Genomic DNA, 12,927 nt, shown 5'->3' on the forward strand with positions numbered 1-12,927 from the left:
GTTTTTTTCATTTTCTCATCCCAAAACCACTTGACATTTTCGATCACCTCAAATTATTAGACGGTTTTTGAAGTATTCTTAGTGCTGTTACTAAATACATTTAGAAGTCTGCTTATGTTTTGCATGTTACTTAATATTATGTTAAGCTATAATTAAGTAACATTACTTTATAGTATTTTTCACTTCTATTCTCCTTTAATAACAAGATATTTCACCACGTATAGCTACAAATATTTAAATGTTGGGAGGCAACTAAATTGGGCATTTGGTTGGCAATTATTCTGTTAACGTATGTCTTAATATTAGTTATGTCCTATGTAACCATTACCTATTTAAATGAAAATAAAGAACAAAGCTGCAAGATCATCAATCAAGCCTTTTATAATGCATTTAATGTGCTCTGTTTTAGCATCCTCACCGTACTAATCTTCGTAGAACTACCGCATATCACTGTAGATACACAAACAACAAGTTATTTAATACTTGCTAGTAAATTCCTTTCAATCCTTACACTCGGATGTAGTATTTATGTGATTAGTAGAAAAATACGGGATAAAAAAAGCTGAAAGCGAGTGTTTTGTAATGGAGTATGTTGAAGCATTAAAGGATATAAAGCAAATTAATGCAATTAAAAGGTATTTAAAAAAACACTCAGAGAGAGATTACGTTCTCTTTACTTTGGGGATTAATACCGGGTTGAAAATAACCGAAATCTTAAAAATTAGGGTTGAAGATGTTTTAGACGAGGATGGGGTGAAAAACTTCTATCTCCTGCCACATCATGATAAAACGAAGGAAATTTATCTTAATCATAAAGTAAAACAAGCGATTATCCATTATATTCAGAATCAAGAGCTTACAAAAGAAGACTTTTTATTTAAATCTCCTAGAACTTCACAACCCATCACTCGACAACAAGCCTATCGAATCATTCATCAGGCGGCAGAAGCGATAGGTATTGTTGGAAAGATTGGAACAAATTCAATGAGAAAAACTTTTGGATACCATGCTTATAAACGTGGAATAGCTATCTCAATTTTAAAGGAACATTTTAATCATTCGACACCTTCTGAGACACTTAAATATATTGGGATTTCTAAAACCGAAAAAATCAGAACAGAAATTGACGTAAACCTATAAAAAAATTTATATATATAGGAAGTTTTTAACTAAAGGAGGAATAGAAAATGAATATTCGTGAAATTGAATTACCTGGAATTGGTAAGAAGTTTGAAATTGTTACTAAAAGCCTTGAAAAGATCGTCGTTATTATTCATGATGACGGTCGCAGAGATGTCTATTATTTTGACCCAGATGATTTTGATGAATCAGTAGCTAATATTTCATTAGATGACACAGAGTCTAGGCAAATTGCTGCAATAATTGGAGGAATGACTTATGCTCCAAAAGCGTTAGAAACAATTGAAATGACATTTGATGATTTAGTGATTGAATGGTTTAAAGTTGATCCTACAGCAATCGCTAACCAACAAACAATTGGACAACTAAGTATTCGCCAAAGATATGAAGTAAATATTATTGCCATCATCAAAATTAATCATCAAAAAATTCATACACCTGGACCTGAAGCCCTTTTAGAAGCAGGAGATACAGTCATTGTCTCAGGCCAACGTAATCAAGTGAAAAAATTCGTAAAAGATATTCTTTCAAAGAAAGGTGGATGATTAAATGACAAATCACTTAGTTTTCGAAGTCGGTACAGCACTTCTATTAGTATCAATTGGGGCATTGTTGGCGGGGAGATTGAAATTTTCCATTATCCCCTTTCTTATTCTTTTAGGTATGTTTGTTGGTCCACATGCTCCTAAAATCGGGATATTTGATTTTACATTTATTCAGAGCTCCGAAATAATTGAATTTTTTGGACGCATCGGTGTATTATTTCTATTATTCTATTTAGGACTAGAATTCTCCGTAGGAAAATTAATCCGCTCTGGTCGCTCAATTGTTATAGGTGGAACCATTTATGTTGTTCTTAATTTCACTTTAGGATTAGTGTATGGTTTTGTTGTTGGATTTCCTGTGATGGAAACTCTGATTATTGCTGGTCTCGTAAGTGTCTCCTCTTCCGCAATTGTTGCAAAAGTACTCGTTGATTTAAAAAGAACTGCTAATTCTGAAACTGAATTAATCTTAGGAATTATTCTGTTTGATGATATTTTCCTAGCATTATTTTTATCTGTAATGTCTGGCCTGCTATTAAGTGGATCTACGACTATTATTGGTACCCTCATTTCAGTCTGCATATCACTTGGTTATATGCTACTATTTTTCGTGATTGCTAGAAAAGGTACCCCCCTCCTTAATAAACTACTAAATATTAAATCTAATGAAATTTTTATCCTTGTTGTCTTTGCCTCCCTATTTTTTATTGCAGGGATTTCTGAGAAATTACATGTTGCTGAAGCCATTGGTGCTTTACTGCTTGGTCTCGTTTTTTCTGAAACAGAGCACCGTGAACGTATCGAGCATATGGTTATGCCTTTTAGAGATTTTTTCGGTGCATTATTTTTCTTTAGTTTCGGTCTAAGTATTGATCCATTTAGTTTAGGTGGAGCAGTATGGCTAGCCTTAGGAGCAGTCATTCTGACTATCCTTAGCAATTTGATTGCTGGCTTAATTTCTGGACGAAAAGCAGGTCTTTCCTATAAAGCTGCTTCAAATATTGGATTGACCATCGTTTCAAGAGGAGAATTTTCCATTATTGTGGCAAATTTAGGGCTTGCAGGTGGCCTAATGCCTATTCTAAAACCATTTACCGCTGTCTATGTATTAATATTAGCGATTATCGGACCACTTTTAACAAAGGAATCCAAGAATATTTACAATATGCTAAATAAAATATTTAAATGGGATCAATCGAAAACACAGAAAAAATCAGATCGTTCCATTACTAAAAAAAATAGTGAAAATGGAATTGAAACTGATCTATAAACTACAAACATATTTAGTTTATTAGATAAAAAGGGATTGTTCTGTAAACTTCGAACAATCCCTTTGTCATCTTCAAAAATGATTCACAAATATTCCAAGTAAAACTCATTCCTAATTTGTTCGATACCATAATCGATGAACATCAATGAGTTTTGTATGAATAAAGGTCAATTTATAAATATCAGGCATATCAAGCTGTTGCCAAAATTGAAAATCAAATTTATTATTAAAATGATTCATGATGAGGACCATAATATTTCCATGAGTACCAATCACGACATTTTTCCCTTTATATCTTTCTACTACATCTAAAGTAACCTTAACTCCCCTTTTTTGAGCTCTGAGATTCGATTCCCCACCTTCCCAAGAATATGTTGGATTCTCCCACACTCTTGAAATAGCAACCTGGAAATCTTCTACCTTTTTATCAGATAATATTCTTTCCTTAAAATCATCCATAATTAGTATTTCTTTATTCAGCAACTTCGCAATTCCTTCAACCGTTTGCTTGGCTCTTAAATATGGACTAGAGATGATAAAGTCTATATTCACTCCTTGCAAAAGATGAGTTATTTGTTTAACATCAGTAAATCCTCTTGCAGACAAAGGACGGTTATATTCATCTGGTGAGTACGTTGAGTGTGCATGTCTAACAAAGTATAAATTGGTTTCCAAACTTTCCCGCTCCCATCTAATATAATTCTCCAGATTTTCTATTCCTCTTTTTATAAAGCTATTTTTTCTTTAATCAGTTCTGTTAGCGTTTTTTCCGCTTTAAAAAATCCATATAGTGACTCATTATGTTCTACATTTTTCTGAACCTTATGTAACAATTCAAGTGCCTTTGTTTTATTATCTTGTAAGTATGCAATCATAGCTTCGCCCCTGTGAAAAGATAGAGGCTCAATTCTCGAAAGAAATTGTTGATATTCTGAAATCATCTCCAATTGAACATCCTCTGATAAGAAATGTTCGATTTGTTTCATATGAATGATAAATCCTAATTGCTGCTTATTTTTCTTAGTGACAGGAATGGCAGCAAAATCTTTCAACGCATTTACCGCTGAAGAAAACCCAGCTTGTTCAATTTCAAAATAGTAGAGGAACATTGCATATTGTACATGATCAATAGATGGCTGCATTTGTCTCGCTAATTGTATCTGTTTAGAGTCCCAGTCTTTTGGTTGCTTTTTACTAAGTAATTCTTTGGATATATTTATTTCATTTATTAGCTTAGTAGTGTCTTCGTTATTCTTTAATAAAGAGAGGACTACATACCCATCTGTTTGCATATTGGTTTTCACTGGGATGATCGTTGCAAAGAAAATAGCACTATTCATGATGCCTAAATATAAATAAAAAGAGTTAGTATATTGTCCATATAGTAGAAAGCTTGTCATAGCGATGATTAATGAAAGTATAGGTCCACCAGCTGCATATAGCATCATTTTTTTAATATTGTTTCCATTAGGTGGTGTCATCATTGCCACTCCACCAAAATGAAACCAATGTTTATTCTCTTTTAAGCAAAAATATTTCTTTGCTTTTTCAATTAGCAATGGTCCAGTTGTAAAAAAGACAAATTGATAGCCACTCATTTTTCCAAATATAACATGCCCTAATTCATGCAAAGTAATTGCTAACCACAATGCCAATAATAGACTTCCTATCTGTATTGTCACTCCAATGCTCTGTTTAAAATAGAATCCAATTGCAAGTAGAAAAATTGCAAAAAGAGTTACCCATTTTGGTGTTAAAATTGATTTCATCTGTCTAACTCCTATTTTTTTATTGTAATGTCACTATCATCTCTTCAAAGTACTCTGTAAATCACAAAACCATGTCTTGGTTGTGTGAGTGATGCAATAATATAAAAAATCTGTGTTTGTTAACTGTTCTTATCATTTCAATCTAATCATTCAATTACTATATCGTTTTGTGATATATCTAAAAGTAATATAACAGCCACATAGTAAAAATGCAACCATAATTTCAATAAAATTCCTATAAAACCAAAAAGACATTTTTTTATTTAAGAACTTTTGGAACTTTTGAAACTTTTGAAATTAGATGACGTATGAATAATATAAATAGACTTGAAACATTAAAATAAAGTAGAGATAATATGATTTTTTTAACTTCTCTTTCCATTTTATTTACCGTAATGATTGTTTTCTTGATAGGATTCATTATCTTTAAAATCGTGAAAAACAGAATGCTCCCGAATCATTCCTATACTCCTTTTGATTATATTACTGCACAATCTACTGTTGAATTTCATGAGGAAAAGGAGGAAACAATCGAAGAAGTGAAAAGTGGAGATAAAGATTCTAAATAACACTTTATAAGTAATTTCATAAAAAAATAAAAAGAGCTTGCCTTTATGCAAGCTCCTTTACTTCTATTTAACTAAATGCCAACGATGTTGGCGATTTCTAGTTTTCTTTTCACCTTTATGTTCAATCGTAACAGTATAAGTTTCTAACTCTGGAAGTTTATCCCCTTGCTTTACTTCGACACGTTTTGCGTTTTTTACCTTACCTCCACCGTGTCCTACCTCAACATAAGTACCTGTTTGAGTTGCGGTTTCCCCTGATTTTAATGTCGCCATTAAAACAACTCCTCCTTTACATATATTTGGTTACCTTTCTATTATAAGGAATATAACAAGATGATTGTATAGGCAATTAGTAACATTCTGATAACTTAACATTTAGGGACGCGGGGTCAGACCCTGTGTCCCACTAAAAAAACTCATCCATTAATTGATAAAAGTTAATTTTCGCTTTGTCATAACTTTGCATTCCATATTCATTTAAAAAATACGGGATCATATCTTTACCAAAATTATACGTAATACTTCTTACTGCAAGTGCTAAATCTTGATATCTATCAGATATTCCTGCTCTTCCCATATCAATAAATCCATTTATTTTCCCGTTATGCAAAATAATATTGGGTAAACAATAGTCTCCATGGGCAAATACTAAGTCTTCATCCTTGGGAACCGAATCCTTCAAATGTTATAAAAGGACATCGGAGGGAATACCTTTTCTTTCCTCATCAAAATCATCCTCATTCACTAAACCTTTTTCAACTCTTAACCTTGCCTCTTCTAATTTTTTTTGTACTGTCTGATCAAAAGGACATTGATCGATTTTTATTGAATGGATCATTTTCAATCCTAATGCTAATTGTTTCATTAAATCGGGTACAGACGTTGTTTTATCTATTTCAACTGAGGCATCTTTTCCTGCTATTTCAGAAATCAATAAGTACTCATTTATATCATCTTGTTCATAATAAAGTACTTTAGGAACTGGTAGTTTTCCTTGAAGCCATTCCAAACGTTCCTTTTCATTCAACAATTTCTCTTTTGCATTTATGGATTGAATTTTTAAGAATTGATGATAATTATCACCTTTTACACGAAATGTATTTGACTCTGAACAGCCAATAGTGATTTCTTCCCAGCTGCAACCTTTTAAAAGGCTCTCGAGATTTTTAGGTAATCTATCCATAGCCCTCCACCTTTTATGTCATCCTATTGTTTTTCAACATGGTCTAAAAAACTTCTTACTCTACCAATATACTCAGCTGGTTCTTCCAAATACGGTAAATGTGCACTTTGTTCATATACATGAAAAATTGATCCCGGTAAACAGTGACTATATCCTTCAACTGTTTGCGGTGTTGCTTCATCATAACGACCACATGTAAACATAGCAGGTAATTGAATTTCTTTTAAGCGTTCTGTAACATCATATCCCTTTAAATTTCCAGTAGTGCAAAACTCTGAAGGCCCCCACATTGTATTATAAACAATCGAATTCGATTTCGCGTAAGGTGATTCCATTTCCTTCGGTTTTGAATCTAGACGATACACAAACCGCTTATTAAATTCCTTCATCGCAGTTTTATACTCCTCTGTATCTGTGGTCCCTTCACGTTCACATCTAGATAAAATCTCTTGAACCTCTTCAGGCAATTGTTTCAAATGCAATGCTTGATCCTTTTCCCATTGTGGTACGCTTAAGCAAGGGCTAGAAAAGATAATACTTTGTACCCCCTCAGGCTGGTTCAGTAAATAGCTTGCTGCTAGCATGGTTCCCCATGAATGTCCTAGTATGTGAAGTTTCGAGAGACCAAGCGCTTCTCTAATTTGCCCTAATTCTTCGACAAAACGATCAATATTCCATAATGAATGATCGTTTGGCCGATCCGACTTTCCTGACCCTAATTGGTCATAAAAAATTACTTGTCGATCATTCCCCAAATTTTCAAGATGCATAAAAGGAACATGTGTCCCTCCTGGTCCACCGTGTAACAGGATGATTGGAGTCTTGCTTCCATCACCAACTATTTTATAATATACATTCCCGCCTGTAACAGCTATGTATCCTTCTTTCACATTTCTCTTCCTTTCTAATCTAAGACTAGATCAAAGTCTTTCAAATGATATAAAGCTTTTTCAATTGATGTTTCAATATAGCCAATGATTTGATTAAAGGTAAATACATTTAGATTTTCATCAAGAACTGCTTCTTCATATTGTATATCTTCATAAAGGAAAGGCAAAAATGCTTTTATATCTTCAATATGTACTTCATTTAGATCACAAATTTCATCAATTGTATCCGTATTATGTATTTGTACATCATTAATATGATAAAAGTTTAATAGCTTCCCATTTAATAAACGAAAATCATTATGATATAGCTCTAATATGCTTTCGTCATTTTCCATTCTGTTCTTTAGCCACGGCATGTAAAATCCTTTTAACCAAAGGTCATCTGCAATAAGATGTATATAATAGCCTAATAGATAGTCCGAGGGAAACATCTCTTTATAATTTTCGAAAAATCCATTAAAATCAATACTTCTTGTAAAGTCGCTTAAATTTCCGATATAAAAATGGGAGATTTCCTTTGATGTTACAGCATCTGGGGCTACTCCACCTAATATAAATGCTTCCTTATTCGAGATGGAGATTTTATTTGCTATTTGTTCAGCTATAATTAGATGCATGATTCTAGATCCCATCGGTCATCCTCCTTGGATAAGATCAATTGTCTGAATTAGATATAGTTATTTGCCTTTGTAAGCTTTACTACCAGATTTTTACACCTACCGAATAAGTATTTAAACGTTTTGATCCATTATTTACCTCTCTCCTCAGCCCTATAAGGAGAATTGCAGTTCTTCAACCTATTATTAGTAAAACATTATTGAGATAAGATTCTTTCAATTAAACAATCTATGAATCTTTTTAGCCATTTCTTTCGGCCTGACATCCAATGAGGCTAATCGACTTATGTTAACCCAAATAGGCTCATAGACCCCTCTGCTCTTATCGGTATATTCCAATCCTTTACCTGTTCCAAATACTCCATCACGTATTTCCGCTAAATAAAAATATTGTATTCCATTAAAGTAAGCACGACCAAAATCGTCTATAATCGATATCCGTACCCCTAATTCTTCGTATGCTTCTCTGATGGTCGCTTCCTCAGGAGTTTCCGAACTCTCAATACCACCACCTGGAAAAACATAATAAGTGCACCCATCTTTTATCCGTTTAACTAAAGCGACTTCATGATCTTTTATAAGAACCGCAGATCCTCTATGACGCATTAAATAACGCTCTCCTTTTTAAAACATTGTTGCTATTTAAGTAAAGTTTTAACAAATAACTATCAGTTGAAGACAGCTACACCTTTCATTTCAATGAGAAAAGAGCTACTTACTATATAAGAATCGCTGAAATCTTTTATTCGGTGTAAAAGCCGGAAATTGGACTTTTACAAAAACAACAAACTACAAACAGCCTAAAAAAACAACCTTATATTTACCTTCCAAAATTGTTAGTAGCAAGGTTTAATATTTCTTGATAGATTGGGTTCCAATCCGAATAGAATTTTTTTACATCTTGAGGCTGAATGAATACCCTTTGTAATGATTCATAATCACCTAAAAAAGGGTGAATATGCTCTACTTCCATCCGATAAAACACTTGGTATCCTATTTTAGGATACGGACTGTTCTCATTCCAAAATGGGTTATAACAATGATTTACTTCAATATAACCAAGAAGTTCAACCATTCCTTCAACATATCCCTCTTCCATCGCTTCACGTTTAAAACAATCAATCACTTCCTCATTTCTCTCTCTGTGGCCACCAGGAAAGTCCCACCCTCTATGATTTAAATCAACTAGTAACAGCTTTCCTTTAAAAAAGCAAAAACCATGCACACTCGTAATTAATTGTAGTTTTGCGAGCTCCTTACTAGTAATCCAAGTAAGTTGAACTGTTGAATCTCCCCAATTTACAAGGATAGAAGCCATTATATTTCCTCCTAACACTCAACATATAAACTGCTTTTCAGTATGAGGAAAATTATTTATGGGTGCTCATCCACCATTTTAATGCTTTCTTTTCCAGCTCCAATACAAGACTTTCTTTACCATCTATATATGAATCAATATTGAATGGAAAACGTTTAGCTAATTCCATTTTCAAGTCACCGTACATTTTTACTGCATCGGGATGTTCACGCAGATAATCTCGAAACGCAAGATGTCTAATAATCTGTTTATTGTCTTTTTCATAGATGTGAACATGATGGGTTCGCTGGTCTCCACCCTTTTGAAAATATCTTCGTTCAGGTATCCCGTTTTCTCCCTTTGGCACATAACCAAGTGATCTCATTTCTCCATTAAACTTATTCACCAATTGAATATCCTTTACCACAAGCAGCATATCAATAATAGGCTTTGCTTTTAAACCTTTTACAGATGTACTACCAAAATGATGGATCTCAAGAAGCTCTGTGCCAAAGATTTCTGTTAATTTTCGTGCTTCTTCCTGAAATAATACAATCCAATTTTCATTGTATTTAGTAACCTCTACTTTTCTCATCGACATTCATCCTCATATACTTTATGGAAAAAATATACTATTTTATATAACAGTTGATGTTAATACTTCGTTTCTTACTTCTACTATGTAATTGCGATATACTTGTTCTCTACCACCATTTTGTTCATACCAATTAGCTATTCGTTTTAAATGAGAGGAATCACTTTTAATTTTCGCTTCAATCCTTTGATAATCATCATAGCTGTCATATGCCCATATGGCGAATATTTCCATCGTATCGTCTTCATTTGGCTTCATCCATCTTCCGATCAAACGCGAACCATGTTTTAATTGGTTCGGTAAATTCGTTTCATTAAAATGCTTATTAAAAATATCTACAAACTCCTTTTTTACTATATAAAACTTTCGTCGATAAAACATTTTGATCCTCCTAATCAAATTTTATTTAATTGTTTCTCGAAACAACTTATTGAAAGAGATTCATCCACGACTATTTCTTCAATCTTCTGAAAACCATTTTTATAATAAAACTGTACAGCTGGTGTATTTTTGGATCCGGTTGATACTTTCATGGCAACATAATCTTTACTTCCCAAAATGTGATCAAGTAGATGTTGGGCAATTCCTTTTCTAAAATGATTTGGGTGTACAATTAATCGATGTATATCAACTACTCCCTTATTCACTTTAAATGAAATCACACCGCATAATTCTTCTTCAATAATATAACCATAGAAGGTTTCTTGGCATTTTTGGATATGTTCCACTGTGTCCTTTAATGGTGGGATATCATAGTAACCGATAATATCTGCCTCAACACGATATGAGGGAATTTGAACCTTCAAGATTTTCTGAGCAATATCCCGATGTTTATTTTCTAATTTTATTATCATATTAAACCCCCACGTTAATTTCCAACGATTCTTGTAAAAGTTCCTAATAAACACTAATTCTCCAATGTACATAATTCATTATAAAAATAAAGTCTATCATTTTGTTCCTTCAAAAGTATAATTATACTTAATTATTATTTAAGGAGTGGTTTACTTGTTTATTAAACTTACTAAAGAACAAAAACAACTTATGATATCAGATATTCAATACTTTTTCTCTCAAGAAAGAGATGAAGAAATATCGGAATTTGCTGCTGAAAGAGTATTTGATTTTATTAAAGAATCACTAGCTCCTCACTTTTACAACGCAGCAGTAAACGATGTAAAAACGGTCGTTGAACAGCAATATGCCTCACTAGAAGATGAAATTCTAACTCTTGAGCGCCCGATCAAATAATAATGTTTAAACTTAAACAGAGTGAATGGAAATCATTCACTCTATCATGATTTAATTAGGGAAATATTCCATTGGTTCTGTACATTGAACATAACCATTTTTTTGATAAAAATTTACACTATCATCACTTGGCCAAACAATAACAAATTCATAATTATTTTCCTTTACCCATTCATTTATTCTTGATAGTAATCTGCTTCCAATCCCTTTATTTCTATACTCTTTAACGGTATAAACATTAGTCATATAGGCAAAAGGTTTTGTAATCCTACCAGGTCTCGGAACTTTTTGTATTATTTCTATATATATATGGGAAACAATTATCCCCTCGTCTTCAGCAATCCAGATAAACCATTGATCACCATCTAAATATTTCTCCAAAAATGTTCGGCATTCTTGCTTAAAATCTTCAAAGGCAGATGGTTGAATCTTATTCTCATAATCTTCTTCAATAGTAAAATCCCATCTCATTTTTATTAATTGATCAATGTCTTTTTCTTCAGCAAGTCGAATCTCCATAAGGTATCCTCCCGATTAAAAACTTGTAGTTTATCATGTTCCAGTATTATGTTTTTCTAATGAATACTTCACCTTCAGTATTTTTTTGATTATCCCATTTAACATGGATTTCGAAGGTTCCTTCCTGAAAAAATAACGGAAATCTTCTCCGAATGGACTGCTGCATAGGTAACTGATCGATTTCATCTATATTAACCCATACTGGCTTTCCTTCAGATGAATTTTGCAGTAATTGCCCTTCAAATTCATTGGTTATATAATTAAAAATAATGTATCGATCATTTTTTTCTGGATTAACATACTCATATATGCCTTTATACTTTAGGTTTTTAACATCCAATCCGGTTTCTTCTTTTACTTCTCTGATTGCACATTCAACAAAGCTTTCTGGAAATTCTACTTTTCCACCAGGAGGTATAAAGCCATTGAAATGATCATGCTGTCGATCTAGTAATAGAACTTTATCCTGATTCTGTATCATACATACAGTCCAAAACTTATAATTAATTTCCTCTTTCAATCACTTTTCCTCCATATTCTTTCTTCAGTAAACTTATAAAACTAAACCCATTCAAATTCAAATTGTAGTTTCTATAAGCAAACTTTCGACAATTACTGTAAAAATTCCTGCAAGGACACCTATCCACATATGACATTATCTATAGAATAGCCTTCAAATAATTTCTACTGATTGATAATTAAATAAATTTTAAAGGAAAATTTCTATCTTTGTCGAATAATTAAATAGTTTACTATGAGGAGGAATATATGGATGAATCAACGTCATGAGGTTTTGTTTAACCAACTAAAGAGCTATCGTAGTTATATTCTACATGTACTCGAAAATGTAACAAAGGAAGAAGCAGACATCGTTCCAAATGGATTTAATAATAACATTCGTTGGAACATGGGGCATATCTATCTTGATCAGTATTTATGGATTCATGCATTAACAAAGGATAAAATGGTAGAAAAAGAAACACTTCAAACTTGGTTTGGCTTTGGAACATCACCTACTCAATTCACCTCTGAAACCCCTTCCTATGAAGAATTAAAGTGTTTATTAAAGAAACAACCTTCTGATATTAAAGAAACATATGGAGAGAGATTAGAAGAGGAATTTCCACCAACTGAAATGGGTATGCATACAATTGAACAAGTGCTTATCCGAACCATCTTTCACGAAGGAATGCACCTGCAAGCCATTCTTGATTTAAAAAAATGTATATTATAGAAACACCTGTGAGTTGTCTTATAAAATGACTTCCCTTTAAAGACAACT

At 32.7% G+C, this 12,927-nt stretch carries 19 protein-coding genes and 1 pseudogene; 7 read left to right on the forward strand and 13 right to left on the reverse strand.

Features of this window, described 5'->3' with window-relative positions:
- Positions 1–257 precede the first annotated feature (257 nt).
- Genes I5818_RS13580 through I5818_RS13595 form a run of 4 tightly spaced genes read left to right on the forward strand, consistent with a single transcriptional unit; the run spans position 258 to position 2,955 of the window.
- Entirely contained in the window at positions 258–566 is a 309-nt protein-coding gene (locus tag I5818_RS13580) for a hypothetical protein (RefSeq protein ID WP_058005365.1), read from the forward strand.
- Positions 567–582: 16 nt separating this feature from the next.
- Entirely contained in the window at positions 583–1,140 is a 558-nt protein-coding gene (locus I5818_RS13585; RefSeq protein ID WP_058005366.1) for a tyrosine-type recombinase/integrase, read from the forward strand.
- Positions 1,141–1,187: 47 nt separating this feature from the next.
- A complete protein-coding gene (locus I5818_RS13590) occupies positions 1,188–1,685 on the forward strand; it encodes a cation:proton antiporter regulatory subunit (protein WP_058005367.1) in 498 nt (165 codons plus the stop codon).
- Between the two features lie 4 nt (positions 1,686–1,689).
- The gene (locus I5818_RS13595) at positions 1,690–2,955 is read left to right on the forward strand and encodes a cation:proton antiporter (protein WP_058005368.1); all 1,266 of its coding nucleotides are present in this window, start codon (positions 1,690–1,692) and stop codon (positions 2,953–2,955) included.
- A gap of 111 nt (positions 2,956–3,066) precedes the next feature.
- Here I5818_RS13595 and I5818_RS13600 read toward each other — a convergent pair whose 3' ends face one another.
- Together I5818_RS13600 and I5818_RS13605 are read right to left on the reverse strand one after the other, a co-directional pair.
- The gene (locus I5818_RS13600) at positions 3,067–3,630 is read right to left on the reverse strand and encodes a histidine phosphatase family protein (RefSeq protein WP_058005369.1); all 564 of its coding nucleotides are present in this window, start codon (positions 3,628–3,630) and stop codon (positions 3,067–3,069) included.
- 50 nt (positions 3,631–3,680) lie between these two features.
- Positions 3,681–4,724 (reverse strand): M50 family metallopeptidase, encoded by a 1,044-nt coding sequence (locus I5818_RS13605; RefSeq protein ID WP_058005370.1) that lies wholly within the window; start codon positions 4,722–4,724, stop codon positions 3,681–3,683.
- A gap of 356 nt (positions 4,725–5,080) precedes the next feature.
- Here I5818_RS13605 and I5818_RS13610 point away from each other — a divergent pair, with 356 nt between their 5' ends.
- Positions 5,081–5,293 carry a DUF3951 domain-containing protein gene (locus tag I5818_RS13610; RefSeq protein ID WP_209391757.1) on the forward strand — a complete coding sequence of 71 codons (213 nt, stop codon included), beginning with the start codon at positions 5,081–5,083 and terminating at the stop codon, positions 5,291–5,293.
- Between the two features lie 63 nt (positions 5,294–5,356).
- Here the strand turns inward: I5818_RS13610 and I5818_RS13615 are convergent, their stop codons facing one another.
- From I5818_RS13615 to I5818_RS13660, 9 genes and pseudogenes are all read right to left on the reverse strand, one after another.
- Positions 5,357–5,566 (reverse strand): YjzC family protein, encoded by a 210-nt coding sequence (locus tag I5818_RS13615; RefSeq protein WP_058005371.1) that lies wholly within the window; start codon positions 5,564–5,566, stop codon positions 5,357–5,359.
- A gap of 133 nt (positions 5,567–5,699) precedes the next feature.
- Positions 5,700–6,476 (reverse strand): annotated as a pseudogene (locus I5818_RS26080) (APH(3') family aminoglycoside O-phosphotransferase).
- 23 nt (positions 6,477–6,499) lie between these two features.
- A complete protein-coding gene (locus I5818_RS13630) occupies positions 6,500–7,366 on the reverse strand; it encodes a proline iminopeptidase-family hydrolase (RefSeq protein ID WP_058005373.1) in 867 nt (288 codons plus the stop codon).
- 14 nt (positions 7,367–7,380) lie between these two features.
- Entirely contained in the window at positions 7,381–7,998 is a 618-nt protein-coding gene (locus tag I5818_RS13635) for a zinc dependent phospholipase C family protein (RefSeq protein ID WP_078111404.1), read from the reverse strand.
- A gap of 201 nt (positions 7,999–8,199) precedes the next feature.
- Positions 8,200–8,589: an NUDIX hydrolase gene (locus I5818_RS13640; RefSeq protein WP_078111403.1), complete on the reverse strand. Its 390-nt coding sequence runs from the start codon at positions 8,587–8,589 to the stop codon at positions 8,200–8,202.
- 214 nt (positions 8,590–8,803) lie between these two features.
- Entirely contained in the window at positions 8,804–9,301 is a 498-nt protein-coding gene (locus I5818_RS13645) for an NUDIX domain-containing protein (RefSeq protein WP_078111402.1), read from the reverse strand.
- Positions 9,302–9,353: 52 nt separating this feature from the next.
- Positions 9,354–9,875, reverse strand: coding sequence for a GrpB family protein (locus I5818_RS13650; protein WP_058005377.1), 522 nt, complete (start codon positions 9,873–9,875; stop codon positions 9,354–9,356).
- A 42-nt stretch (positions 9,876–9,917) separates the two neighbouring features.
- Positions 9,918–10,256, reverse strand: coding sequence for an NIPSNAP family protein (locus I5818_RS13655; protein WP_078111401.1), 339 nt, complete (start codon positions 10,254–10,256; stop codon positions 9,918–9,920).
- A 14-nt stretch (positions 10,257–10,270) separates the two neighbouring features.
- On the reverse strand, positions 10,271–10,729 hold the full coding sequence (locus I5818_RS13660; RefSeq protein WP_058005379.1) for a GNAT family N-acetyltransferase: 459 nt from the start codon (positions 10,727–10,729) through the stop codon (positions 10,271–10,273).
- A gap of 154 nt (positions 10,730–10,883) precedes the next feature.
- On the opposite strand from I5818_RS13660, the gene I5818_RS13665 reads away from it, so the two are divergent.
- Positions 10,884–11,126, forward strand: a complete 243-nt coding sequence (locus I5818_RS13665; protein ID WP_058005380.1) for a DUF2164 domain-containing protein — start codon at positions 10,884–10,886, stop codon at positions 11,124–11,126.
- 51 nt (positions 11,127–11,177) lie between these two features.
- Here I5818_RS13665 and I5818_RS13670 read toward each other — a convergent pair whose 3' ends face one another.
- A complete protein-coding gene (locus tag I5818_RS13670) occupies positions 11,178–11,645 on the reverse strand; it encodes a GNAT family N-acetyltransferase (RefSeq protein ID WP_078111488.1) in 468 nt (155 codons plus the stop codon).
- 46 nt (positions 11,646–11,691) lie between these two features.
- Entirely contained in the window at positions 11,692–12,165 is a 474-nt protein-coding gene (locus I5818_RS13675; protein ID WP_180211847.1) for an 8-oxo-dGTP diphosphatase, read from the reverse strand.
- 252 nt (positions 12,166–12,417) lie between these two features.
- On the opposite strand from I5818_RS13675, the gene I5818_RS13680 reads away from it, so the two are divergent.
- Positions 12,418–12,879 (forward strand): DinB family protein, encoded by a 462-nt coding sequence (locus I5818_RS13680; RefSeq protein WP_078111489.1) that lies wholly within the window; start codon positions 12,418–12,420, stop codon positions 12,877–12,879.
- The last annotated feature ends 48 nt before the right edge of the window (positions 12,880–12,927 follow it).

This window comes from Heyndrickxia oleronia (assembly GCF_017809215.1).
GTDB classification, from domain to species: domain Bacteria; phylum Bacillota; class Bacilli; order Bacillales; family Bacillaceae_C; genus Heyndrickxia; species Heyndrickxia oleronia.